The 24550-nt window shown below is 73.0% G+C and carries 19 protein-coding genes; 10 read left to right on the top strand and 9 right to left on the bottom strand.

Features of this window, described 5'->3' with window-relative positions; genetic code table 11:
• Positions 1-11: 11 nt before the first annotated feature.
• The 6 genes from ACRAS8_RS08660 to ACRAS8_RS08635 all read left to right on the top strand — a co-directional run bounded on the left by ACRAS8_RS08660 (position 12) and on the right by ACRAS8_RS08635 (position 8762).
• Entirely contained in the window at positions 12-1211 is a 1200-nt protein-coding gene (locus tag ACRAS8_RS08660) for an ROK family transcriptional regulator (protein ID WP_018536965.1), read from the top strand.
• A 261-nt stretch (positions 1212-1472) separates the two neighbouring features.
• Positions 1473-2516 (top strand): substrate-binding domain-containing protein, encoded by a 1044-nt coding sequence (locus tag ACRAS8_RS08655; RefSeq protein ID WP_438490391.1) that lies wholly within the window; start codon positions 1473-1475, stop codon positions 2514-2516.
• Between the two features lie 125 nt (positions 2517-2641).
• Positions 2642-3445, top strand: coding sequence for an ATP-binding cassette domain-containing protein (locus ACRAS8_RS08650; RefSeq protein ID WP_438485365.1), 804 nt, complete (start codon positions 2642-2644; stop codon positions 3443-3445).
• Complete coding sequence (locus ACRAS8_RS08645; protein ID WP_438485364.1) at positions 3438-4712, top strand: sugar ABC transporter permease; 1275 nt, start codon at positions 3438-3440, stop codon at positions 4710-4712. The genes ACRAS8_RS08650 and ACRAS8_RS08645 overlap by 8 nt, the downstream gene beginning before the upstream one ends.
• A 330-nt stretch (positions 4713-5042) precedes the next feature.
• Positions 5043-6965, top strand: coding sequence for a 1-deoxy-D-xylulose-5-phosphate synthase (gene dxs, locus ACRAS8_RS08640; RefSeq protein WP_438485363.1), 1923 nt, complete (start codon positions 5043-5045; stop codon positions 6963-6965).
• A gap of 204 nt (positions 6966-7169) precedes the next feature.
• Positions 7170-8762: an amino acid permease gene (locus tag ACRAS8_RS08635; protein ID WP_438485362.1), complete on the top strand. Its 1593-nt coding sequence runs from the start codon at positions 7170-7172 to the stop codon at positions 8760-8762.
• A 39-nt stretch (positions 8763-8801) separates the two neighbouring features.
• Here the strand turns inward: ACRAS8_RS08635 and ACRAS8_RS08630 are convergent, their stop codons facing one another.
• From ACRAS8_RS08630 to ACRAS8_RS08620, 3 genes are all read right to left on the bottom strand, one after another.
• A complete protein-coding gene (locus tag ACRAS8_RS08630) occupies positions 8802-9200 on the bottom strand; it encodes an NTP pyrophosphohydrolase (protein ID WP_438485361.1) in 399 nt (132 codons plus the stop codon).
• Positions 9201-9323: 123 nt separating this feature from the next.
• Positions 9324-11453, bottom strand: a complete 2130-nt coding sequence (locus tag ACRAS8_RS08625) for a 3-hydroxyacyl-CoA dehydrogenase NAD-binding domain-containing protein (RefSeq protein WP_438485360.1) — start codon at positions 11451-11453, stop codon at positions 9324-9326.
• Positions 11450-12670 (bottom strand): thiolase family protein, encoded by a 1221-nt coding sequence (locus tag ACRAS8_RS08620; protein WP_438485359.1) that lies wholly within the window; start codon positions 12668-12670, stop codon positions 11450-11452. Before ACRAS8_RS08620 ends, ACRAS8_RS08625 begins: the two co-directional genes overlap by 4 nt.
• A gap of 258 nt (positions 12671-12928) precedes the next feature.
• Between ACRAS8_RS08620 and ACRAS8_RS08615 the strand changes: the two genes are divergently transcribed.
• Positions 12929-13576 (top strand): PepSY domain-containing protein, encoded by a 648-nt coding sequence (locus ACRAS8_RS08615; RefSeq protein WP_438485358.1) that lies wholly within the window; start codon positions 12929-12931, stop codon positions 13574-13576.
• Between the two features lie 48 nt (positions 13577-13624).
• On the opposite strand, the gene ACRAS8_RS08610 is transcribed toward ACRAS8_RS08615, so the two are convergent.
• From ACRAS8_RS08610 to ACRAS8_RS08600, 3 genes are all read right to left on the bottom strand, one after another.
• Positions 13625-14905, bottom strand: a complete 1281-nt coding sequence (locus ACRAS8_RS08610; protein WP_438485357.1) for a ribonuclease D — start codon at positions 14903-14905, stop codon at positions 13625-13627.
• An 80-nt stretch (positions 14906-14985) separates the two neighbouring features.
• Entirely contained in the window at positions 14986-15648 is a 663-nt protein-coding gene (locus ACRAS8_RS08605; protein WP_018536954.1) for a response regulator transcription factor, read from the bottom strand.
• A gap of 272 nt (positions 15649-15920) precedes the next feature.
• Positions 15921-16577, bottom strand: a complete 657-nt coding sequence (locus tag ACRAS8_RS08600; protein ID WP_438485356.1) for a DUF3000 domain-containing protein — start codon at positions 16575-16577, stop codon at positions 15921-15923.
• Positions 16578-16679: 102 nt separating this feature from the next.
• Between ACRAS8_RS08600 and hemE the strand changes: the two genes are divergently transcribed.
• Positions 16680-17747, top strand: a complete 1068-nt coding sequence (hemE, locus tag ACRAS8_RS08595) for a uroporphyrinogen decarboxylase (protein WP_438485355.1) — start codon at positions 16680-16682, stop codon at positions 17745-17747.
• Between the two features lie 32 nt (positions 17748-17779).
• Here the strand turns inward: hemE and ACRAS8_RS08590 are convergent, their stop codons facing one another.
• The 3 genes from ACRAS8_RS08590 to ACRAS8_RS08580 form a co-directional block, all read right to left on the bottom strand.
• On the bottom strand, positions 17780-19168 hold the full coding sequence (locus ACRAS8_RS08590; protein WP_438490390.1) for an FAD-dependent oxidoreductase: 1389 nt from the start codon (positions 19166-19168) through the stop codon (positions 17780-17782).
• 72 nt (positions 19169-19240) lie between these two features.
• Complete coding sequence (locus ACRAS8_RS08585; RefSeq protein WP_438490389.1) at positions 19241-20698, bottom strand: aldehyde dehydrogenase family protein; 1458 nt, start codon at positions 20696-20698, stop codon at positions 19241-19243.
• Between the two features lie 128 nt (positions 20699-20826).
• Positions 20827-22035, bottom strand: coding sequence for a thiolase family protein (locus tag ACRAS8_RS08580; protein ID WP_438485354.1), 1209 nt, complete (start codon positions 22033-22035; stop codon positions 20827-20829).
• A 213-nt stretch (positions 22036-22248) separates the two neighbouring features.
• On the opposite strand from ACRAS8_RS08580, the gene hemG reads away from it, so the two are divergent.
• Positions 22249-23721: a protoporphyrinogen oxidase gene (gene hemG, locus ACRAS8_RS08575; protein WP_438485353.1), complete on the top strand. Its 1473-nt coding sequence runs from the start codon at positions 22249-22251 to the stop codon at positions 23719-23721.
• 2 nt (positions 23722-23723) lie between these two features.
• Positions 23724-24461, top strand: a complete 738-nt coding sequence (gene hemQ, locus ACRAS8_RS08570) for a hydrogen peroxide-dependent heme synthase (protein WP_438485352.1) — start codon at positions 23724-23726, stop codon at positions 24459-24461.
• Positions 24462-24550: the final 89 nt, after the last annotated feature.

The raw sequence follows: 24550 nt of genomic DNA, 5'->3' as shown, positions 1-24550 counted from the left end.
TGGATGAGTCGATGGAGACTCCGGGGTCGCAGTCCTCGCTGCACCGGGCCAATCTGGAGCGGGTCGTCCGGGCGGTGCGCATGGCGGGCTCGCTCACCCAGGCGGAGATCGCCCGGAGCACGGGGCTGTCCGCGGCCACCGTCTCCAACATCGTTCGCGAGTTGAAGGACGGCGGGACCGTCCAGGTGACGCCCACCTCCGCGGGCGGCCGCCGGGCGCGCAGCGTCTCGCTCTCCGGCGACGCCGGCATCGTGGTGGGCGTCGACTTCGGCCACTCCCACCTGCGGGTGGCGGTCGGCAACCTCGCCCACGAGGTGCTCGCCGAGGAGGCCGAGCCGATCGACGTGGACGCCTCCGCGGCGGAGGGCCTCTCCCGGGCCGAGCGGCTGGTCGGCCGGCTGATCGAGCGGACCGGCGTCAGCCCGGGCAAGATCATCGGCGTCGGGCTGGGCGTCCCCGGGCCCATCGACGTCGAGTCCGGCACCCTCGGCTCGACCGCGATCCTGCCGGGCTGGGCCGGCACCAAGCCCGGCGAGGAGCTGTCCGGGCGGCTCGGCGTCCCGGTCTACGTCGACAACGACGCCAACCTCGGCGCGCTCGGCGAGCTGGTGTGGGGCGGCGGCCGCGGCGCGGCGGACCTGGCGTACATCAAGGTGGCCAGCGGTGTCGGCGCCGGACTGGTGATCAGCGGCCAGATCTACCGCGGCCCGGGCGGCACGGCCGGCGAGATCGGCCACATCACCCTGGACGAGTCCGGCCCGGTCTGCCGCTGCGGCAACCGCGGCTGCCTGGAGACCTTCACCGCCGCCCGCTACGTCCTCCCGCTGCTCCAGCCCAGCCACGGCCCCGACCTGACCATGGCCCGGGTCGTCCAGCTGGCCCGCGAGGGCGACCCCGGGTGCCGCCGGGTCGTCGCGGACGTGGGCCGCCATATCGGCAGTGGTGTGGCGAATCTGTGCAATCTGCTCAATCCCAGCCGGGTGGTGCTCGGCGGCGATCTCGCCGAGGCGGGCGAACTGGTCCTCGGCCCGATCCGGGAGTCGGTGTCGCGGTACGCGATCCCCAGCGCCGCACGGCAGTTGGGCATCGTGCCGGGCACCCTCGGCGGCCGCGCCGAGGTGCTGGGCGCGCTGGCCCTGGTCCTGAGCGAGATGGGCGATTCGACCCTGCTCGACGGCGCCCGCGAGGCCGACGCGCCCGCGCCCGCATGACCGCGTGAAAACGCTTCAGGGCGTGTGTCGGAAGTCCCGTCGCGGGGCAGGCGGGACTTCCGACACACGCCCTAAGTTCACTCCCCTAACGCATGGCACCGTTGTCATCTCGTTAAGGATTTACTCCTTGACGGTCGGCTGGCGGCCGAGTTGACTTCCAGCCACCTCGGCCGCAACGACGCGGCCATGTCAGGGAGGTACCCCATGAAGTGCACGCACGTGTGGACGCGCCGCGCCGTCATAGCCACCGCCGCCGTCTCGATGGCGCTCTCCGTGGCCGCCTGCGGCAAGGCCGGCGACGGCGGCAAGGGCGGCGGCGACGGCAAGACCATCGGTCTGCTGCTGCCGGAGAACAAGACGACCCGCTACGAGACCTTCGACCGCCCGCTGATCACCAAGAAGATCAAGGCGCTGTGCCCGGACTGCAAGGTCCAGTACAACAACGCCGACCAGGACACCCAGGAACAGAAGAAGCAGTTCGACGCGCTGATCACCCAGGGCGTGAAGGTGATCGTGCTGGACCCGGTGGACTACAAGGCCACCAGATCCTGGGTGAACCAGGCCGCCAAGCAGGGCGTCAAGGTCGTCGCCTACGACCGCCTGGCCGAAGGGCAGATCTCCGCCTACGTCTCCTACGACAACGAGAAGATCGGCCGCCTCCAGGGCGAGGCGCTGGTCAAGGCGATGGGGGCCGGGGCCAAGGACGACGACGTCGTCATGATCAACGGCTCGCCGACCGACCCCAACGCGCCGTTCTTCAAGAGGGGCGCCCACAGCGTCCTCGACAAGCAGGTCAAGAAGGTCGTCTACGAGCAGGACATCCCCGACTGGTCGTCGGACGAGGCCAACAAGAAGATGAACGCGGCCATCGACGCGCTCGGCAAGGACGGCATCCAGGGCGTCTACTCCGCCAACGACGGCATGGCCGGCGGCATCATCACCGCCCTCAAGCAGCGCGGCATGAACGTACCCGTCGGCGGCCAGGACTCCGAGCTCGCGGGCCTGCAGCGGGTCCTCAAGGGCGACCAGGCGTTCACGATCTACAAGCAGATCCAGCCGCAGGCCGACACCACCGCCGAGATCGCGGTCCGGCTGCTCAAGGGCGAGAAGATCGACTCCCTGGCGCCCACCAAGGTCGACAGCCTCAGCGGCGAGGTCAAGGGCATCCCCGCCAAGCTCTACGACGCCCAGGTCGTGACCAAGGACAACATCAAGGACACGATCATCAAGGACAAGGTCTACCAGGCGGGCCAGATCTGCACCGCCGACGTCAAGGCGGCCTGCGCGGCGGCGGGCGTCAAGTAGCGCGGGCGGGCGGCCCCTTCAGGCCCGCTTCCGCCCACCCCGGCTCGGCAGCCGGCCGGCGCCGATCCCCGCACCGCCCCCGCACTCGCACCACCACTCCCGCCGCAGCGACGGCGGTGAAGGAGATGATTCACGTGTCCGCTACGCCCGTGCTGGCGTTGCGCGGCGTCTCCAAGCGGTTCGGCGCCGTCCAGGCGCTCACCGACGTCACCCTGGAGATCCGCGCCGGTGAGGTGGTCGCCCTGGTCGGCGACAACGGCGCCGGAAAGTCCACCCTCGTCAAGACCATCTCGGGCGTCCACCCGGTCGACGACGGCGTCATCGAATGGGAGGGCGTGCCGGTCCGCATCGGCAGGCCGCACGACGCCCAGGAGCTCGGCGTCGCCACCGTCTACCAGGACCTCGCCCTCTGCGACAACCTCGACGTGGTCGCCAACCTGTACCTCGGCAGCGAGCTCGCCACCTCCGGCGTCCTCGACGAGATCGCCATGGAGAAGCGGGCCAAGGAACTCCTGGACACCCTGTCCATCCGGATTCCCAGCGTCCGGATCCCGGTCGCCGCGCTCTCCGGCGGCCAGCGGCAGGTCGTCGCCATCGCCCGCGCGCTGGTCGGCGAGCCCAGGGTCGTCATCCTGGACGAGCCGACGGCCGCGCTGGGCGTCGAACAGACCGCGCAGGTCCTCGACCTCGTCGAGCGGCTCCGCGAGCGCGACCTCGGCGTCATTCTGATCAGCCACAACATGGCCGACGTGCTGGCCGTCGCGGACCGGGTCGCGGTGCTGCGGCTGGGCCGCAACAACGGTGTCTTCGACGTCGCGGACACCTCCCACGAAGAGATCATCGCCGCCATCACCGGTGCCGACGACAACGCCGTCACCCGCCGCACGGCGCGCACCACCCAGCTGAAGAAGGAGGCGGGCGATGAGTGAGCAGCAGACCGCCGAGGCCACACCGGAGACACCGCAGCCGACCGCCGTCGACCCCAGGCTGCTGGTCAGAGAGAAAGGTTTCGCCGGCTACTTCGAGGAGTTCGCGCGCCGGATCCGCGGCGGTGAGCTGGGATCCCTGCCGGTGATCGTCGGCCTGATCGTCATCGCCGTCGTCTTCCAGTTCAAGAACAGCAGCTTCCTGTCCGCGGGCAGCCTCGCCAACATCGGCGTCTACACCTCCGGCCTGGGCATCATGGCCGTCGGTATCGTCTTCGTCCTGCTGCTCGGCGAGATCGACCTCTCCGTCGGGTCGGTCGCCGGTGTGGGCGCGGCCGTCTGGGCGGTGCTGAGCGTCACCCACGGCGTCGACGACCGGCTCGCGGTCCTGATCGCGATCGCCGCCGGCGCCGCCATCGGCGTCCTGCACGGCTTCTTCTTCGCCAAGGTCGGGGTGCCCGCGTTCGTCGTCACCCTGGCCGGGTTCCTCGGCTGGAGCGGCCTGCAGATCTGGCTGATGGGCAAGGAAGGCTCCATCAACACGCCCAGCGGCAGCCTGGTCGAGGACCTCACCGGCTACTACTTCGACGACAAGGCCGCCGCCTACGGCCTGGCGCTGGTCGCGGTCCTCGCGTACGCCGGCTCGCTGCTGCTGGACACCCGGCGCCGCCGGGCCGCTGGCCTGCCGTTCCGGCCGCTCAGCGAGGTGCTGCTGCGCACCGGCGTGGTGGCGGTGATCGCCTTCGCTGTCGCCTACGTCCTCAACGAGCCGTCCGGCGCCCGCGGCCTGCCGCTGGCCCTGGTGCTCTTCCTCGCCGTCCTGGTCGTCGCGGACTTCGTGGTGCGCCGCACCCGCTACGGCCGGCAGATCTTCGCGGTCGGCGGCAACGCCGAGGCGGCTCGCCGGGCCGGCATCAACGTCAACCGGGTCCGGATCACCGTCTTCGCGATCTCCGGGATGCTGGCCGCCTTCGGTGGTCTCTTCATCGCCAGCCTCTCCGGCGGCGCCACCAAGAACCTGGGCTCGGGCAACACGCTGATGAACGTCATCGCCGCCGCGGTCATCGGCGGCACCAGCCTCTTCGGCGGCCGCGGCAAGATCTGGTCCGCGCTGCTGGGCATGCTGGTCATCCAGTCGATCCAGCAGGGCCTGAACCTGCTCGGCATGGCCAGCGAGATCCAGTACATGATCACCGGCGCGGTGCTGCTGGCCGCCGTGGTGATCGACTCGGTGTCGCGGCGGACCCAGAAGACCGCCGGGCGCACGTAGCTGCGGGTCGTTGTGCGTCTGCGGCAGCGCCTCGGGCGCACATAGCTGCGGGTCGTGTTGCGACTGCGGTAGCGCCTCGGGCGCCCGTAACCCCCGAAATGTTGCAGGACTGCAACAGTCTTCGTATCACGGTCGAAACCGGCCCCCATCGGACGTATTCCGGCGGGGGCCGTACCGTGCCCGGGGCGCCGCAGCGACGGCCCGCAACGGCGTTCGAGGGGGCATTCACCCGAGTGACATGCATCGCGAGGCCCGGCCGCGCCGGCGGCGGGCGCGACATTAGACTCATCTGATCGGCAAGCTCGACCTACGGCAGCAAGGAGGCATGGGGTGGCATTGCTGACCCGTATCAAGGGGCCGCGCGACCTGGACCGGCTCAGCCCTGAGCAGCTCGCACAGCTGGCGGCGGAGATCCGTGGTTTCCTCGTCGACGCGGTCTCCAAGACCGGCGGACACCTCGGCCCGAACCTCGGCGTGGTCGAGCTGACCATCGCCCTGCACCGCGTCTTCCATTCCCCCAAGGACAAGGTCCTGTGGGACACCGGACACCAGTCCTACGTCCACAAGCTGCTGACCGGCCGCCAGGACTTCTCCCGGCTCAAGGCCAAGGGCGGCCTCTCGGGCTACCCCTCCCGCGCCGAGTCCGCGCACGACGTCATCGAGAACAGCCACGCCTCCACCGTCCTGGGCTGGGCCGAGGGCATCGCCAAGGCCAACGAGGTCCGCGGCCGGGACGACCGGGTGGTGGCCGTCATCGGCGACGGCGCCCTCACCGGCGGCATGGCCTGGGAGGCGCTCAACAACATCGCCGCCGCCAAGGACCGCCCGCTGGTCATCGTCGTCAACGACAACGAGCGCTCCTACGCGCCGACCATCGGCGGCCTGGCCAACCACCTCGCCACCCTGCGCACCACCGACGGCTACGAGCGCTTCCTGGCCCGCGGCAAGGACATCCTGGAGCGCACCCCGGTCGTCGGCAAGCCCCTCTACGAGACCCTGCACGGCGCCAAGAAGGGCCTGAAGGACTTCATCGCGCCGCAGGGCATGTTCGAGGACCTGGGTCTGAAGTACGTCGGCCCGATCGACGGCCACGACATCGAGGCGCTGGAGTCCGCGCTGGCCCGCGCCAAGCGCTTCGGCGGCCCGGTGATCGTCCACTGCCTCACCCAGAAGGGCCGCGGCTACCGGCCCGCCGAGCAGGACGAGGCCGACCGCTTCCACGGCATCGGCCCGATCCACCCGGACACCGGCCTGCCGATCTCCTCCGGCGGCAAGGACTGGACCGGCGTCTTCGGCGACGAGATGGTCGCGCTGGGCAGGGAGCGCGAGGACATCGTCGCCATCACGGCGGCGATGCTCCAGCCGGTCGGCCTGGAGAAGTTCGCCAAGGCGTTCCCGGACCGGGTCTACGACGTCGGCATCGCCGAGCAGCACGCCGCGGTCTCCGCCGCCGGCATGGCCACCGCCGGACTCCACCCGGTCTTCGCGGTCTACGCCACCTTCCTCAACCGCGCCTTCGACCAGGTCCTGATGGACGTCGCGCTGCACCGGTGCGGTGTCACCTTCGTCCTGGACCGGGCCGGCATCACCGGCACCGACGGCGCCTCGCACAACGGCATGTGGGACATGTCGATCCTCCAGGTCGTCCCCGGCCTGCGGCTGGCCGCGCCGCGCGACGCCGAGCAGGTGCGCCTCCAGCTGCGGGAGGCCGTCGAGGTCGACGACGCGCCGACCGTGGTGCGCTACTCCAAGGGCGCGGTCGGCCCGGCGGTCGAGGCGGTCCGCCGGGTCGGCGGCATGGACGTGCTGCGCGAGGCCGGCACCGACGGGCGCCCCGACGTCCTGCTGGTGTCGGTCGGCGCGCTCGCCCCGATGTGCCTGGAGGTCGCCGACCTCCTCGACAAGCAGGGCATCTCCACCACCGTCGTGGACCCCCGCTGGGTCAAGCCGGTCGACGAGGCGCTGCCGGGCCTGGCCGCCGAGCACCGGGTCGTGGTCACCGTCGAGGACAACATCCGCACCGGCGGCGTCGGTTCGGCCATCGCCCAGGCGCTCCGGGACGCCGGCGTGGACATCCCGCTGCGCGACTTCGGGATCCCCGCGCGGTTCCTGGACCACGCCTCCCGCAAGGAGGTCATGGCCGAGGTCGGGCTCACCGCGCCGGACATCGCCCGCCAGGTGACCGGCCTGGTCGCCAAGATGGACAACCGCGACGCCGCCGCCCCCGCGCCCGCCGAGGTGGCCGGCGACTGACCGCGGCCCGCACCGCCCGCTCGATGGGCCGGCCGGACGTCCCCACGGATGTTCCGGCCGGCCCATCGGCGTCCGGTGTGATGCCCCCACCCATCGGGTGAATCCCCGCACCCCGAGGGCCCGCCGACGACGACCCCTTCCCGACATTGCGGAGACTCGGTCAGTTCAGCGCAGTCGCGAGGTCGTCCAGGCGGAGGTTCACCCATGAGCACAGAGCACGGACCACAGGGACATGGACCGGGACACGGGCCACAGGGACACGGGCCGGGACACGGGCCCCGGGAGGGGACGCGCCGGGACCGGAGCGTCCTGCGGACGAAGAGCATCGAGCAGTCCATCCAGGACACCGAGGAGCCGGAGCACGCCCTCAAGAAGTCCCTCTCGGCGCTGGACCTGACCGTCTTCGGCGTCGGTGTGGTGATCGGCACCGGCATCTTCGTCCTCACCGGGAAGATCGCCAAGGAGCAGGCGGGACCCGCCGTCGCGCTCTCCTTCGTCGTCGCCGGTGTGGTCTGCGCGCTGGCGGCGCTGTGCTACGCGGAGTTCGCCTCCACCGTGCCGGTCGCCGGCTCCGCCTACACCTTCTCGTACGCCTCGCTGGGCGAACTGCCCGCCTGGATCATCGGCTGGGACCTCATCCTGGAGCTGGCCCTGGGGTGCGCGGTGGTCTCCGTCGGCTGGTCCGGCTACGTCCGCTCGCTGCTCGACACCGGGGGGCTGCACCTGCCGCCGGAGCTGTCCGGCAGCCACGAGGGGCGCTTCGGGTTCGACCTGCTCGCCTGTGTCCTGGTCCTGGCCCTCACCGCCATCCTGGTGCTCGGCATGAAGCTCTCCTCCCGGGTGACGGCCGTGGTCGTGGGCGTCAAGGTCACCGTCGTGCTGCTGGTCGTCGTCGCCGGCGCGTTCTTCGTCTCCGGCGCCAACTACGACCCGTTCATCCCGCCCTCCCGGCCCGCCACGGCCGGCGGCGGCCTGGCCGCGCCGCTCTCCCAGCTGATGTTCGGCTTCGCCCCGTCCCACTTCGGCGTGATGGGCATCTTCGCGGCCGCCGCGGTGGTCTTCTTCGCCTTCATCGGCTTCGACATCGTGGCCACCGCGGCCGAGGAGACCCGCGTCCCGCAGCGCGACCTGCCGCGCGGCATCCTCGGCTCCCTGGCCATCTGCACCCTGCTCTACGTCGCCGTGTCGGTCGTCGTCACCGGCATGGAGAAATACAGCACGCTCTCCGTCGACGCCCCGCTGGCCGACGCCTTCAAGCACGTCGGGCGCCCCTTCTACGCGGGCCTGATCAGCTTCGGCGCGGCGGTCGGCCTGACCTCGGTGTGCATGATCCTGCTGCTCGGCCAGAGCCGGGTGTTCTTCGCGATGAGCCGGGACGGACTGCTGCCGCAGGTTTTCTCCCGCGTGCACCCCAAATTCGGCACCCCGCACCGCTCGACCATCGTGCTGGGCGTCGTCGTCGCGGTGGTCTCCGGCTTCACCTCCATCGACGTGCTCGCCGAACTCGTCAACATCGGCACGCTCTTCGCCTTCGTCGTGGTCGCCGTCGGCGTCGTCCTGCTCCGCCGCTCCCGCCCCGACCTGCCGCGCGCCTTCCGCACCCCGTGGGTGCCGTACGTCCCGCTGCTGTCGGTGCTGGCGTCGCTCTGGCTGATGCTCAACCTGCCCGCCGAGACCTGGATCCGCTTCGCGATCTGGATGGCGCTCGGCTTCGTCCTCTACTTCGTCTACGGCCGTTCGCACAGCCGCCTGGCCCTCAGGCAACGGGAGCGTGCCGCGGCCGGCGCCCGGTCGTAGGCCGGACGGCCGCGCGGCCGCACACGCCGTTCTCGCGGGCTATGACGCCCCGCCGCGCCCTCTGCCACCCCACACCGTCCGGGGGCCCGTCACACGGGCGCCCAGCGCCTGTACGCGCTCCCGCAGCCCGCGGTCCGCGGTGACCACCAGACAGTCCCGCCCGGCGCCCTCATCGGCCACCAGCTCCACGATCGCGTCGTCGCCGCTGCCGTACGCCGACACCACCCGCACGCCCGGTACGGACGCCACCCCGCGCGCCGCGCCCTCCACCACCAGCACCAGCTCCAGCGGCGGATCGGCCAGCCCCGGCAGCCCGGAGTCCGCACAGCCGGGCAGCGCGTCCCGCAGCCGCTCGGCCGCCCCGCGCCGATCCCGCCACCAGCCGTCCGGCACCGAGCCGACGACGTTCGCGGCATCGACGATGACCAAGGAATCCATGCCGCCAGCCTGCCACGGGCGGCACCGCCGGCGGATGCGTCCGGGCACACGAAAGACGCGCGGACCGGCTCCACCGAGCCGGTCCGCGCGCCAACGTCCGTGCCGCGGAGGTCCGTTACGGCCCTACGCGGGAACGCTCGCGATCCCCTGCGCCAGGAACTTCTTGCCCGTCACCCGCTCGGAGACGCCCTCGCGGTCCAGGTACGGCGTGATGCCGCCCAGGTGGAAGGGCCAGCCGGCACCGGTGATCAGGCACAGGTCGATGTCCTGCGCCTCGGCGACCACGCCCTCGTCCAGCATCAGGCCGATCTCCTGCGCCACGGCGTCCAGCACGCGGTCGCGCACCTGCTCCTCGGTCAGCACGGAGTCACCCTGCTTCAGCAGCGCGGCGACCTCCGGGTCCAGCTCCGGCGCGCCGGAGTCGTAGACGTAGAAGCCGCGCTTGCCGGCCTCGACGACCGCCTTGAGGTTCGGGGAGACCGTGAAGCGCTCCGGGAAGGCGCCGTGCAGCGTCTCGGAGACGTGCAGGCCGATCGCCGGGCCGACCAGCTCCAGCAGGACCAGCGGCGACATCGGCAGGCCGAGCGGCTCGACCGCCTTCTCGGCGACGGCGACCGGGGTGCCCTCGTCGATGACGTTCTGGATCTCGCCCATGAAGCGGGTCAGGATGCGGTTGACGACGAACGCCGGGGCGTCCTTCACCAGCACGGCCGTCTTCTTCAGCGACTTGGCGACCGCGAAGGCGGTGGCCAGCGACGCGTCGTCGGTCTTCTCTGCCCGGACGATCTCCAGCAGCGGCAGGACCGCGACCGGGTTGAAGAAGTGGAAGCCCACGACCCGCTCGGGGTGCTTGAGCTTGGAGGCCATCTCGGTGACCGAGAGGGAGGAGGTGTTGGTGGCGAGCACGGCGTGCTCCGGCACCACTGCCTCGACCTCCGCGAACACCTGCTGCTTGACGCCCATCTCCTCGAAGACGGCCTCGATGACGAAGTCCGCGTCGCCGAACGCCGCGGCCTTGTCCAGGTGGCCGGAGACCAGGCCCTTGAGGCGGTTCGCCTTGTCCTGATTGACCCGGCCCTTGAGCAGCAGCTTGTCGATCTCGCCGTGGACGTACTGCACGCCCTTGTCGATGCGGGCCTGGTCGATGTCGGTGAGGACGACCGGGACCTCCAGGCGGCGGGCGAACAGCAGCGCCAGCTGAGAGGCCATCAGGCCGGCGCCGACCACGCCCACCTTGGTGACGGGGCGGGCCAGCGACTTGTCCGGCGCGCCCGCCGGGCGCTTGGCGCGCTTCTGCACCAGGTTGAACGCGTAGATGCCGGAGCGCAGTTCGCCGCCCATGATGAGGTCGGCGAGCGCCTGGTCCTCCGCGTCGAAGCCCTGCCGCAGGTCGCCGTTCTTGGCGGCCGCGATGATGTCCAGCGCGCGGTAGGCGGCCGGGGCCGCGCCGTGCACCTTGCCGTCCGCGATCGCCTTGCCGCGCTGCACGGCGGCGTCCCATGCCTCGCCGCGGTCGACCTCGGGCCGGCTGACCTCGGCCTCGCCCGTCAGCACCGACGCGGTCCAGTCCAGCGACCGCTCCAGGAAGTCCGCGCCCTCGAAGAGCGCGTCCGCGATGCCGAGCTCGAAGACCTGCTGACCCTTGAGCTGCTTGTTCTGGTTGAGCGAGTTCTCGATGATCACCGAGATCGCCTTGTCCGCGCCGATGAGGTTCGGCAGCAGGGTGCAGCCGCCCCAGCCGGGCACCAGGCCCAGGAAGACCTCGGGCAGCGAGAAGGCCGGCAGCGCCTTGGAGACGGTGCGGTAGGTGCAGTGCAGACCGACCTCGACACCGCCGCCCATCGCGGCGCCGTTGTAGTACGCGAAGGTCGGCACGGCCAGCGTCGCCAGCCGCTTGAAGACGTCGTGGCCGCCCTTGCCGATGGCCAGCGCGTCCTCGTGGCGCTTGAGCAGCTCGACGCCCTTGAGGTCGGCGCCCACGGCGAAGATGAACGGCTTGCCGGTGATGCCGGCGCCGACGATCGCGCCGTCCGCGGCCTCCTTCTCGACCTGGTCGATCGCGGCGTTGAGGTTCGCCAGCGACTGCGGTCCGAAGGTGGTCGGCTTGGTGTGGTCCAGGCCGTTGTCCAGCGTGATGAGCGCGAACCGGCCGGCGCCCTTGGGGAGGTCGAGGTGGCGCACGTGCGCCTGCGTCACGACCTCGTCGGGGAACAGCTCGGCCGCACCCTTCAACAGCTCGGCGGTGGTGGTCACTTGCCTGCCCCCTTGTGGTGCGGGTTCTCCCAGATAACGGTGCCGCCCATGCCGAAGCCGACGCACATGGTGGTGATGCCGTAGCGGACCTCGGGCTGCTCCTCGAACTGCCGCGCCAGCTGCGTCATCAGACGCACGCCGGACGACGCCAGCGGGTGGCCGAAGGCGATCGCGCCGCCGTACTGGTTGACGCGCGGGTCGTCGTCGGCGATGCCGTAGTGGTCGAGCAGCGAGAGCACCTGGACGGCGAACGCCTCGTTGATCTCGAACAGACCGATGTCGTCGATCGTCAGACCGGCCTTGGCCAGCGCCTTCTCGGTCGCCGGGACCGGGCCGATGCCCATCACCTCGGGCTCGACACCGGCGAAGGCGTAGTCCACCAGGCGCATCTTGACCGGCAGGCCCAGCTCGCGGGCGACGTCCTCGGCGGCGATCAGCGAGGCGGTGGCGCCGTCGTTGAGACCGGCGGCGTTGCCCGCGGTCACCCGGCCGTGCGGGCGGAACGGGGTCTTCAGACCGGCGAGGTTCTCCAGCGTGGTGCCCGGACGCATCGGCTCGTCGGCGGTGGCCAGGCCCCAACCGGTCTCGCCGGCTTCGGCGTTGGTGCGGCGCACCGAGATCGGCACCAGGTCCTGCTGGATCTTGCCGTTGGCGTACGCCTTCGCGGCCTTCTCCTGGCTGCGCACCGCGTACTCGTCGGCGCGCTGCTTGGTGAGGTGCGGCAGCCGGTCGTGGAGGTTCTCGGCGGTCATGCCCATGAACAGAGCGGACTGGTCGACCAGCTTCTCGCTCACGAAGCGCGGGTTGGGGTCCACGCCCTCGCCCATCGGGTGCCGGCCCATGTGCTCGACACCGCCGGCGACGGCGAGGTCGTACGCGCCGAAGGCCACCCCGCCGGCGACGCTGGTCACCGCCGTCATCGCACCGGCGCACATCCGGTCCACGGAGAACCCGGGCACGGACTGCGGCAGTCCCGCCAGGATGGCGGCGGTACGGCCCAGGGTCAGGCCCTGGTCGCCGATCTGGGTGGTGGCGGCGAGGGCGACCTCGTCGATACGGGCCGGGTCCAGATCCGGGTTGCGGCGCAGCAGCTCCCGGATGCACTTGACGACCAGGTCGTCGGCGCGGGTCTCGTGGTAAATGCCCTTCGGGCCCGCCTTGCCGAACGGGGTGCGGACGCCGTCGACGAAGACGACGTCCCTAGCGGTACGAGGCACGTTGGCTCTCCTCCAGGTGCGGGATGGCACTGCTGCGGGGCGCCCCGGGGGCGCGTCCCACCGACATGCTACTTACGGGTAACCAACCTGCCCACCCCCACCGCCCGGAGCGGTGAAGGTCACACCGCTCCGGGCGGGCGGGCCGGAAGGCGTCATGCGCCCCGCGGGCGGGCGCGAGCGCGGAACAGGCGACCGGAATCGCCCGGATCCCGACGGGTCCTGACGCAAACCCGACCCTCCCTCACTTAAAGTGATCACATGACTACACAGAGGAGTGCGGTGCTGTGCACCGTCGTCGCCCTGGGCGGTGCCCTGCTCGCGGGCTGCGGGAACGACCACGCCACCGGGACCGGCGCCGCCGGCCACGAGCGGGCCGCCCCCGCCGCGGCCCCCGCGGCCTCGCCCGGCACCGGGCTCACCGCGGACCAGGCCGAACGGAAGGCGCTGATCCCCGCCGCCAGGGTCGACTACGAGCGGGCGCTGCGCGCGGCCGTCGCCGAGGTGCGGGCCGCGAAGCCGGTCGCGGCCGAGCTCAAGGGCACGCCGAAGAGCCCGTATTGGCGGACGGAGATCGCCACCTCCGGCGGGACGGCCCGTGTGGTCCACGTCGACGCGGTCACCGGCAGGGCTGAGCCGCCGCGCACCGACGCGGACGACGCCGGCGACCGGAGAAAGCTGGCCGACCGGCTCGCCGCGGCCACCGTCACCCCGCAGCAGGCCGTGGCGACGGCCACCGCCAGGACCAGGGGCACGGTCAGCGCCGTGGAGCTGGGCGAGGCCGACCACGGCAGCAGGAAGCCGGCCTGGTCGGTGGACGTGGTCACCACCGGCGACTGGAAGAAGACCACCTACGACATCGACGCCACCAACCGCAAGGTGCTCCGGACGCACGTCGACCGGGACTGATCCCTGGGATCGGTCCCGGTCGACGGGGGCGGGGGAGTGCCGGGGGCGTCAGCCGTCCCCGGTGCCCGACAGCAGGGCCTCGGTGAGGAGCGGCGCGACCAGCTCGATCTGCCAGGGACGGGCGCCGTGTCCGGCCAGGACGTCGGCGACCGTCTCCGGGGTCGGGCCGGCCGGCGGCTCCCAGCACAGCCGGCGCACGGTGTCGGGGGTGATCAGATTCTCCTGGGGGAGGTTCAGCCGCTCGGCGAGCGCGGTCACCGCGCCGCGGGCGGCCGAGAGCCGGGCCGCCGCGGCCGGGTCCTTGTCGGCCCACGAGCGGGGCGGCGGCGGGCCGTTGAGCGGCTGGCCGGGCTGCGGTAGCTCGCTCTCCGGCAGCGACCGCGCCCGGTCGACCGCGCCCTGCCACTGCTCCAGCTGACGCCGGCCCATCCGGTGCCCGAAACCGGACAGTGCGGCCAGCGCGTGGGTGTTGGGCGGGAGTTGGAGCGCGGCCTCGATGATCGCGGCGTCGCCGAGCACCTTGCCGGGCGAGACGTCGCGCCGCTGGGCGATCTGGTCGCGCAGCGTCCACAGCTCCCGGACCACCGCCATCTGCCGGCGCCGGCGCACCTTGTGCATGCCGGACGTGCGGCGCCAGGGGTCCTTGCGGGGTGGCGGCGGGGGAGCGGCGGCGATTGCCGCGAACTCCTGCCGGGCCCACTCCAGCTTGCCCTGCCGGTCCAGCTCCTCCTCCAGCGCGTCGCGCAGGTCCACCAGCAGCTCGACGTCGAGCGCGGCGTAGCGCAGCCACGGCTCGGGCAGCGGGCGGGTGGACCAGTCGACGGCGGAGTGGCCCTTCTCCAGGGCGAAGCCGAGGACGTTCTCGACCATGGCGCCCAGGCCGACCCGGGCGAAGCCGGCCAGCCGCCCGGCCAGCTCGGTGTCGAACAGCCGGCTCGGGACCATCCCTATGTCGCGCAGGCAGGGCAGATCCTGGGTGGCGGCGTGCAGCACCCACTCGGCGTCGGAGAGCGCCTCCCCCAGTGCGGAGAGATCGGGGCAGCCGACCGGGTCGATCAGTACGCTGCCGGCGCCCTCGCGGCGCAGCTGGACCAGGTAGGCGCGCTGGCCGTAGCGGTAGCCGGAGGCGCGCTCGGCGTCCACCGCGACCGGGCCGCGGCCGGCCGCGAAGGCGGCGACGACCTCGGCGAGCGCCTCGGGCGTGGCGGTCACCGGGGGGATGCCCTCGCGGGGGTCCAGTAGGGGTACCGGCGCCGGTGGGGAGGCCGGAGGCGACTCTCCGGGTGCTCGCAGTGTCGTGTCTGCTGCGGTCTTTTGGGCGTCGGTCACCAGTCAAGGGTATCCGTGGATGCACGTCGCCCGTCGGGGGAATGTTCCCTCGACGGGCGAGAAGGGGCGGGGAGCGGGCTTCAGTGGATGATGCCGGTGCGCAGCGCGACCGCCACCATCCCGGCCCGGTCGCCGGTGCCGAGCTTGCGCGCGATCCGTGCGAGGTGGCTCTTCACGGTCAGTGCCGAGAGTCCCATCGAGACGCCGATGGCCTTGTTCGACTGGCCCTCCGCCACCAGCCGCAACACCTCCACCTCGCGTCCGGACAGCTCACGGTAGCCGCCGGGGTGGCCCGGGGCGCCCGGCGGGCGGCGCTGCATCCGGGCCGCGTTGGCCCCGATCGGCGAGGTGCCCGGCCGGCCCGGCAGGCCGAGGTTGGTGCGGGTGCCGGTGACGACGTAGCCCTTGACGCCGCCGGCGAGGGCGTTGCGCACGGCACCGATGTCGTCGGCCGCGGAGAGCGCGAGGCCGTTGGGCCAGCCGGCCGCCCGGGTCTCAGACAGCAGTGTGAGGCCGGAGCCGTCGGGAAGGTGGACGTCGGCCACGCAGATGTCGCGTGGGTTGCCGACGCGGGGGCGGGCCTCCGCGATGGACGACGCCTCGATCACGTCACGTACGCCGAGGGCCCACAGGTGACGGGTGACGGTGGAGCGGACGCGAGGGTCGGCCACGACGACCATGGCGGTCGGCTTGTTCGGGCGGTAGGCGACCAGGCTCGAAGGCTGCTCAAGGAGAACTGACACCGGGCCTCCTGGGGAGTGGCGGGGACGGAAGCCGGCTGGGGAAAGCCGGAATGATCCGTGTTTGAAGGGTCACTGACCTCTTCGGCAGCAATCCGGCGGGACTTTAGAGTTTGATCACGATTTAGTTAGGGGCAATTCGGGCAAATCGGATGCGTGAGCGATCAAGGTGAGCATGGAGTGCACATCGAGGTGATCACAGGCGTACGGAAACGGCGAAGTGCCGCGCATCCGGACAACCCGGACACACGGCACCTCGCCGTCGTATTGCTCCCTCAGCGGGCCTGCGGACCGCGGCGCTGTGGCAGCGCCACCACCCCGCCGTGCGGCGGCGGGTCGAGCGGGGTCGGCGGCAGGCCCGCCACCTGGCACAGCAGATCGCACCACGCCGACAGATGCGCCGCGAGATCCGGCACCCCGCCGGGCCCCTCCTCAGGCGTCCACGACGCCCTGATCTCGATCTGGGTCACCGGCTCCCGCGCCGCCAGCCCGCCGAAGTAGTGCGACCCGGCCCGGGTGACCGTCCCGCTCGGCGCGCCGTAGCGCACCCCGCGCGCCTCCAGCGCACCGGTCAGCCAGGACCACGACACCTCGGGCAGCAGCGGATCGGTGCCCATCTCCGGCTCCAGCTCCGCACGGGCCAGCGTCACCACCCGGAACGTCCCCTGCCAGGTCTCGTCGCCGGCCGGCTGGTGCAGCACCACCAGCCGGCCGTCCGCCAGATCCCGGTCCTCGCCGTCCGGCCCCGCCCCGCGTTCGACGACCGCGGCCTCCAGTGCGTAGGCGTACGGTGCGAGCCGTTTCGGCGCGGGGGTCGGGTCGGTCTCGATCTCCGGCCGCAGCCGGGCCGCGCGGAGCGCCTCGACCGCCTGACGGAAGGGGATCGGTGTCTCGTCCGCGCTGTCCGCGAGGTGTTCTTGAGCCGCAGCCATGCCCGGAAGGGTAGGCGGAAGACGGCGCGCATACGGGGAGGACACCCGATGCGCGCGTCGCCCGTTCGGAGGTGCCGAGGGGCGCATGCGAAGATTTGCCGCGTGAGCGCCAACGATGCCCCGACGGGCCAGCAGCAGACCGCGACATACGACTCGGCCTTCCTCAAGGCGTGCCGGCGCGAGCCGGTGCCGCACACACCGGTGTGGTTCATGCGGCAGGCCGGGCGCTCGCTCCCCGAGTACCGCAAGGTCCGCGAGGGCATCGCGATGCTGGACTCCTGCATGCGGCCCGAGCTGGTCACCGAGATCACGCTCCAGCCCGTCCGCCGGCACGGCGTGGACGCCGCCATCTACTACAGCGACATCGTGGTGCCCCTGAAGGCCATCGGCGTCGACCTCGACATCAAGCCCGGCATCGGCCCGGTCATCGACAACCCGATCCGCAGCCGCGCCGACCTGGAGCGGCTGCGCCCGCTGGAGCCCGGCGACGTCTCCTACGTCACCGAGGCCATCGGCCTGCTCACCCGTGAGCTGGGCGGCACCCCGCTGATCGGCTTCGCGGGCGCCCCGTTCACGCTCGCCAGCTACCTCGTCGAGGGCGGCCCGTCCCGCAACCACGAGCACACCAAGGCCCTGATGTACGGCGACCCGCAGCTGTGGGCCGACCTGATCGACCGGCTCGCGGACATCACCGCCGCCTTCCTGAAGGTCCAGATCGAGGCCGGCGCGAGCGCGGTGCAGCTCTTCGACTCCTGGGTCGGCGCGCTCTCCCCGGCCGACTACCGGCGCGCGGTGCTGCCGGCCTCCGCCAAGGTCTTCGACGCGGTCGCCTCCTACGGCGTCCCGCGGATCCACTTCGGCGTCGGCACCGGCGAACTCCTCGGCCTGCTGGGCGAGGCCGGCGCGGACGTGGTCGGCGCCGACTGGCGGGTCCCGCTGGACGAGGCGGCCCGCCGGGTCGGCCCCGGCAAGGCGCTCCAGGGCAACCTCGACCCGGCCGTGCTCTTCGCCCCCCGCGAGGCCGTCGAGACCAAGGCCCGCGAGGTCCTCGACGCCGCCGCCGGTCTCCCGGGCCACATCTTCAACCTCGGCCACGGCGTGCTGCCCGACACCGACCCGGACGCGCTGACCCGCCTCGCCGAGTACGTCCACACGCAGACCGCGCGCTGAACGGGGCGGGAGGCCGGGCCGCCCCCACCGGGTCAGGCCCCGGCCTCCCGTACCGCCGCGGTCGCCTTGCGGGCCGCCACCAGGACCGGGTCCCACACCGGCGAGAACGGCGGGGCGTAGCCCAGGTCCAGGGCGGTCATCTGCTCCACCGTCATCCCCGCGGTGAGCGCCACCGCGGCGATGTCCACCCGCTTCCCGGCGCCCTCCCGGCCGACGATCTGCACCCCCAGCAGCCGCCCGGTGCGCCGCTCGGCGAGCATCTTCACCTGCATCGGGCGGGCCTCGGGGTAGTAGCCGGCGCGGCTGGTCGACTCGATGGTGACGGTCACGAACCGCAGCCCCGCCGCCCGCGCCTGGCGCTCCAGCAGCCCGGTGCGGGCGATCTCCAGATCGCAGACCTTGCTGACGGCCGTACCCACGACCCCCGGGAAGGTCGCATAGCCGCCCGCCACATTGGACCCGATGACCTGGCCGTGCTTGTTGGCGTGGGTGCCCAGCGCGATGTGCCGGTACTCACCGGTGACCAGGTCGCGCACCTCGACGCAGTCCCCGCCCGCCCACACGTGCTCCTGGCCGGCCACCCGCATCGCCAGGTCGGTGCGCAGGCCGCCGGACGTGCCCAGCGGCAGCCCCGCCGCCTCGGCCAGCGCGGTCTCCGGGCGCACGCCCAGCCCCAGCACGACCACGTCCGCCGGGTACTCGGCGTCGTCCGTGACCACCGCGCGCGCCGGACCGTCCGCCCCCTGTGTCAGCACGGCGGTCACCCGCGCACCGGTCACCACCTTGATGCCCATCCCGGACATCGCGGTGTGCACCAGCGCCCCCATGTCCGGGTCCAGGGTGGACATCGGCTGCGCGCTCCGCTCCAGTACCGTCACCTCGTAGCCCCGGTGGACCAGCGCCTCGGCCATCTCGACGCCGATGTAGCCGGCGCCGATCACCACCGCCCGCCGGACCGGCGCGCCGCGCAGACCGGCCAGCAGCCGCCGCCCGTCCTCCAGCGTCTGCACCCCGTACACGCCCGGCGCGTCGATCCCCGGCAGCGGCGGTCGCAGCGGGCGCGCCCCGGTGGCCACCACCAGCTTGTCGAAGCCGGTCCACTCCTCCCGGCCGCCGGCCGCCAGATCCCGGCTGCGCACCCGGCCCCGGTCCAGGTCGAGCTCGGTGACCTCGGTGCGCAGCCGCAGGTCGATGCCGCGGGCCCGGTGCTCGTCCGCGGTGCGGGCGATCAGGGCGTCCGGGCCGTCCACCAGGCCGCCCACCCAGTACGGGATGCCGCAGGCGGAGTACGACGTGAAGCGGCCGCGCTCGAAGGCCGTGATGGCCAGCGCGTCCGGGCCCTTCAGCCGCCGGGCCTGTGAGGCGGCGGACATCCCCGCCGCGTCGCCGCCGATGACCACCAGCCGCTCCGGCGCCGCCATCGCCGTCTCCTCTCGTTCGGTGCCGCGTTCCATGATCGCGGTGCGGGGTGCCGCGGTGCGGGACCGGCGGCATCAGAAGGGGTAGGCCGCCGGGGTGGCGCGCACCGTCGTCCAGCGGGTCTCGGTGAACGCGTCGAGGTTGGCCTCGCCCCCGAAGCGGGAGCCGGTCCCGGAGTCGGCCAGCCCGCCGAAGGCCGCCACCGGCTCGTCGTTGACGGTCTGGTCGTTGATGTGCAGCAGCCCGGTCGGGATCCGGTCGGCCAGCTCCAGGGCGCGGGCCGCGTCGCGGGTGACGATGCCCAGCGCCAGCCCGTAGGACGACTCGTTGGCCAGCGCCACCGCCTCGTCGAGGGTCCGGAAGGCGCGGACCGGCGCGACCGGCCCGAAGACCTCCTCGCGGTACGCGGGGGAGGCGCCCACCGAGCCCGGCCCGGTCGCGTCCGGGCCCGCGTCGGCGAGGACCGTCGGCCGGTAGAACAGCTCCTCGTGGGTGCCGCCGGCGGCGATCCGCACGCCCGCCGCGGCGCTCTCCCGCACCAGCGCGTCGATCCTGCCGAGCTGGCCGCGGTCGATGACCGGGCCGAGGTGGACCTGTGCGCGGAACGGGTCCCCGACCGTCAGCGCGTCCGCCTTCGCCGCCAGCCGCGCCACGTACTCGTCGTAGAGCGAGGCGGGCACGAGGTGCCGGCCGGCCGTCATACACACCTGGCCCTGGTGGAAGAACGACGCCCACGCGGCGCTGGACATCGCCGCGTCCAGATCGGCGTCCGGCAGCACCAGGAAGGCGCTGTTGCCGCCCAGTTCGAGATGGGCCCGCTTGAGGTGCCGGGCGGCCAGCGCGCCGACACTGCGGCCGGCCGCGGTCGAGCCGGTGAAGGAGACCACCCGCACCCGCGGGTCCTCGACCAGCGCCCGCCCGGCGTCCGCGCCGCCGGGCAGGACGTGCAGCAGCCCCGCCGGCAGACCGGCCTCGGCGAACACCGCGGCGAGCACGTGCCCGCCGCACACCGCGGTCCGCGGATCGGGCTTGAGCAGCACCGCGTTGCCCAGCGCCAGGGCCGGCGCGACGGACCGGACGGCGAGGACCAGCGGGACGTTGAACGGCGTGATCACCGCGACCACGCCGGCCGGCACCCGGGTGGTGTACGACAGGCGCGGCGCGCCCGAGGGCAGCACCTGGCCGAGCGGGCGGTGAGCGAGCGCCGCGGCCTCGTAGCACTCCTCGGCCGCGGTGCGGATCTCGAACTCGGCCTTGCCGCGGACGCTGCCGGCCTCCCGGACGAGCCACTCGCCGATCTCCCCGGCGTGCCGGTGCACGAGGTCGCCGGCCCGGCGCAGCACCGCGGCGCGTTCCGCGTACGGCCGGCGCGCCCAGTCCCGCTGCGCCGCGGCGGCCGCGACCGCCGCGTCCGCGACATCGGCGGGCGCGGCCAGCGTCAGCTCCGCCAGCGCCTCGCCGGTCGCGGGCTCCAGCGCCGCGGCGGGGCCGCCGCGCAGGGCACACCAGTCCTTGGGATCGAGCAGGGCCATCGGGTCAACCTCCGGGATCACGGGGGCAGTTGATTAGTCAACGAGTGTGCCCCACGGCGCCGCCGCCCGCCCGGTGGACGCCCGCCCCTCGGTCCTTCCCGGGGCCTGCCCATCGGAGAAGGCCCTGGCTAGCGCTCCAGTACCATCGCCGACCCCTGGCCCACGCCGATGCACAGGGCCGCCAGGCCGGTGCCCGAGCCCCGGGCGGCGAGCTGGTGGGCCACCGCGCCGGCGAGCCGGGCCCCGGAGGCGCCCAGCGGGTGGCCGATGGCGATGGCGCCGCCGCGCGGATTGACCACCGTGGGGTCGAGTTCCGGCCACTGGGCGACGCAGCCCAGCGCCTGGGCCGCGAACGCCTCGTTCAGCTCGCAGACCGCCAGGTCGGCGAAGCCCCGTCCGGCCCGCGCCAGCGCCCGCCGGACCGCCTCGACCGGGCCCAGCCCGAACAGCTGCGGCTCGACGCCGGTCACCGCGCTCGACCGGACGCGGGCCAGCGGCTCCCGCCCGGTGGCCCGCAGCCCCTCCTCGCTGACCAGCAGCAGCGCGGCGGCGCCGTCGTTGAGCGGCGAGGAGTTGCCGGCGGTGACCGTGCCGCCCTCGGCGCGGAACACCGGCTTCAGTTTGGAGAGCGCCTCCAGCGAGGAGTTCTCCCGGATCGTCTCGTCGCGGGCCAGGTCCACCCCCGGCACCGGCACGACCTCCGCGGCGTAGTCGCCCGCCGCCCAGGCCCGGACCGCCTTCTGATGGCTGGCCAGCGCGAACACGTCCTGCTGCTCGCGGGTGATGCCGTGCTTCTCGGCGACCAGCTCGGCGCCCTCCCCCAGCGACACCGTCCACTCCGGCGCCATCCGCGGATTGACCATCCGCCAGCCCAGCGTCGAGGAGAACATCTCCTGATGGCCCGCAGGGAAGGCCCGCTCCGGCTTGCGCAGCACGTACGGTGCCCGGCTCATCGACTCCACGCCGCCGGCCACCGCGATCTCCGCGTCGCCGTGCGCGACCGCCCGCGCCGCCTGGACGACCGCCTCCAGCCCGGACCCGCACAGCCGGTTGACCGTCACGCCGGGCACGGTGACCGGCAGCCCGGCCAGCAGCACCGCCATCCGCGCCACGTTGCGGTTGTCCTCGCCCGCGCCGTTGGCGTCGCCGAAGTACACGTCGTCGATCCGCGCCGGGTCGAGCCGCGGGGTGCGGTCCACCAGGGCGCGCAGCACATGCGCGGCGAGGTCGTCGGGGCGCGTCCCGGCCAGTGCGCCGCCGTACTTGCCGACCGGGGTCCGCACCGCGTCGACGATGTAGACGTCCCGTACGGCGTCCCCTGCGTGTGGCTCGGTCATCAGGCTGTGTCCTCGCTGTCTGCCCAGACTGGGCGCTCTGCGCTGTCCTCGCGTACCGGCTCGGGCGGCCGGGCGGTACGAAGATCGCCACCCGCCGCCCCGAGTCTTTGCCCGGCGCCGCCCGGTGTCAACGGTGCGCCCGGTCCCCAACGGTCCCCAACGGTCCCCAACGGCCCGGACCGGCCCCGAACGGCCCGGAGCGGCTCTGAGAGAGTGGAGGGCATGAGCACAGCGCACAGCGGTACGGGCCGGGCGCCCGGTCATGTCGTGGTCGTCGGCGGCGGCATCGCGGGGCTGGCCGCCGCGCACCGGCTGCTGGCGGGCGGCGCCCGGGTGACCCTCCTGGAGGCGTCGGAGCGCCTCGGCGGCAAGCTGCTGGCCGGCGACATCGCGGGCGTGCCGGTCGATCTCGGCGCCGAGTCGATGCTGGCCAGACGGCCGGAGGCGGTGGAGCTGGCGCGGGCCGTGGGCCTGGCCGACCGGCTCCAGCCGCCCGGCACCGCCACCGCCTCCCTGTGGACCCGCGGTGCGCTCCGCCCGATGCCCAAGGGGCACGTCATGGGCGTCCCCGGCGACCTGGGGCCGCTGGCCGCCTCCGGGGTGCTCTCCCCGGAGGGCCTGGCGCGCATCGAGGAGGACCGGACGCTGCCGACGACCGAGGCCGGCACCGACGTCGGGGTCGGCGAGTACGTCGCGGCCCGGCTCGGCCGGGAGGTCGTCGACCGGCTCGTCGAGCCGCTGCTCGGCGGGGTCTACGCCGGCGACGCCTACCGCATCTCGATGCGCGCCGCCGTGCCGCAGCTCTTCGAGGCGGCCCGCCGCGGCGGTTCGCTGATCGAGGGGGTCCGGGCCATCCAGGAGCGCGCCGCAGCCGCCGTCCCCGAGGGGCCGGCTGCAACCGGCCCGGCCCCGGTCTTCATGGGTATCGCCGGCGGCATCGGCACCCTGCCCGGCGCGGTCGCGGACGCGGTCCGCCGCTCCGGCGGCGAGATCCTGCTGCGCACGCCGGTGCACGAGCTGCGCTGGACCGGCGCGGACGGCTGGCACGTCCGGGCGGGCGAGCGCACGCTCACCGCCGACGCGGTGGTCCTGGCCGCCCCCGCGGCCGCCGCCGCACGGCTGCTGCACGCCGGCTGCCCGGCCGCCGCCGGCGAACTGGCCGCCGTCGAGTACGCCTCGATGGCGCTGGTCACCATGGCCTTCCGGCGCGCCGACCTGACCACCGTGCCCGGCGGCAGCGGCTTCCTCGTCCCGCCGGTCGACGGCCACCGGATCAAGGCGTCCACCTTCGCCGGCCACAAGTGGAACTGGATCGCCGAGGCCGACCCGGACCTCTTCGTTCTGCGCACCTCCCTGGGCCGCTACGGCGACGAGGCCGACCTCGCCCGTGACGACGGTGAACTGGTGAAGCTCTCCCTGGCCGACCTCGGCGAGGCGGTCGGCCTGGCCGCCCGGCCGGTGGCCACCACCGTCACCCGCTGGGACGGCGGGCTGCCGCAGTACACCGTCGGCCACGTGGACCGGGTGGCGCGCATCCGGGCCGCCGTCGCCGGCCTGCCGGGCCCGCTGCGGGTCTGCGGCGCGCTCTACGACGGCGTCGGCATCCCGGCGTGCGTCGGTTCCGCGCGGCGGGCCGCCGACGAGGTCCTCGGGACCCTGGCGGCGGGCTTCGCCGGCGGCGAGTGAGAATGGACGACATGACAGACGCTTCCACCCCCGACTCCGCCAAGATCCCCAACGCCGGCAAGAAGGCCAGGGACCTCAACGAGGTCATCCGCTACACCCTCTGGTCGGTCTTCAGGCTGCGCGACGTCCTCCCCGAGGACCGGTCCGGCTACGCCGACGAGGTCGAGGAGCTGTTCGCCCAGCTCGCCGCCAAGGACGTGGTGGTCCGCGGCACCTACGACCTCTCCGGCCTGCGCGCCGACGCGGACGTGATGATCTGGTGGCACTCGGAGAACTCCGACGACCTCCAGGAGGCGTACAACCGCTTCCGCCGCACGCGTCTGGGCCGCGCGCTGGAACCGGTCTGGTCGAACATGGCGCTGCACCGCCCCGCCGAGTTCAACAAGTCGCACATCCCGGCCTTCCTGGCCGACGAGCACGCCCGCGACTACGTGAGCGTCTACCCGTTCGTGCGCTCCTACGACTGGTACCTCCTCCCCGACGAGGACCGCCGCCGGATGCTCGCCGACCACGGCAAGATGGCCCGCGGCTTCCCCGACGTCCGCGCCAACACCGTCGCCTCCTTCTCGCTCGGCGACTACGAGTGGATCCTCGCCTTCGAAGCCGATGAGCTGCACCGCATCGTCGACCTGATGCGCCACCTGCGCGGCTCCGAGGCGCGGCGGCACGTCCGCGAGGAGATCCCCTTCTACACCGGCCGCCGCAAGCCGGTCGCCGAGCTGGTCGCCGGCCTGGCCTGACCGGCCGCCGGCCCGGGCACTGCAGCCGTACGGGCCGGCAGACAGCCGTACGGGCCGCCCCCGGGAGGGACGGCCCGTACGCGTGCACC

It is taken from the genome of Streptomyces sp. S186 (assembly GCF_051603415.1).
GTDB lineage: Bacteria > Actinomycetota > Actinomycetes > Streptomycetales > Streptomycetaceae > Streptomyces.
This window is presented reverse-complemented; position numbering and strand designations above follow the sequence as displayed.

Bases quoted from the DNA above. Each gene is read 5' to 3' on its own strand.
- ACRAS8_RS08660 (WP_018536965.1), top strand. From the start codon at position 12: ATGGAGACTCCGGGGTCGCAGTCCTCGCTGCACCGGGCCAATCTGGAG.
- ACRAS8_RS08655 (WP_438490391.1), top strand. From the start codon at position 1,473: ATGGCGCTCTCCGTGGCCGCCTGCGGCAAGGCCGGCGACGGCGGCAAG.
- ACRAS8_RS08650 (WP_438485365.1), top strand. From the start codon at position 2,642: ATGATTCACGTGTCCGCTACGCCCGTGCTGGCGTTGCGCGGCGTCTCC.
- ACRAS8_RS08645 (WP_438485364.1), top strand. From the start codon at position 3,438: ATGAGTGAGCAGCAGACCGCCGAGGCCACACCGGAGACACCGCAGCCG.
- ACRAS8_RS08635 (WP_438485362.1), top strand. From the start codon at position 7,170: ATGAGCACAGAGCACGGACCACAGGGACATGGACCGGGACACGGGCCA.
- ACRAS8_RS08630 (WP_438485361.1), bottom strand. From the start codon at position 9,200: ATGGATTCCTTGGTCATCGTCGATGCCGCGAACGTCGTCGGCTCGGTG.
- ACRAS8_RS08615 (WP_438485358.1), top strand. From the start codon at position 12,929: ATGACTACACAGAGGAGTGCGGTGCTGTGCACCGTCGTCGCCCTGGGC.
- ACRAS8_RS08600 (WP_438485356.1), bottom strand. From the start codon at position 16,577: ATGGCTGCGGCTCAAGAACACCTCGCGGACAGCGCGGACGAGACACCG.
- ACRAS8_RS08590 (WP_438490390.1), bottom strand. From the start codon at position 19,168: ATGGCGGCGCCGGAGCGGCTGGTGGTCATCGGCGGCGACGCGGCGGGG.
- ACRAS8_RS08585 (WP_438490389.1), bottom strand. From the start codon at position 20,698: ATGGCCCTGCTCGATCCCAAGGACTGGTGTGCCCTGCGCGGCGGCCCC.
- ACRAS8_RS08580 (WP_438485354.1), bottom strand. From the start codon at position 22,035: ATGACCGAGCCACACGCAGGGGACGCCGTACGGGACGTCTACATCGTC.
- hemQ (WP_438485352.1), top strand. From the start codon at position 23,724: ATGGACGACATGACAGACGCTTCCACCCCCGACTCCGCCAAGATCCCC.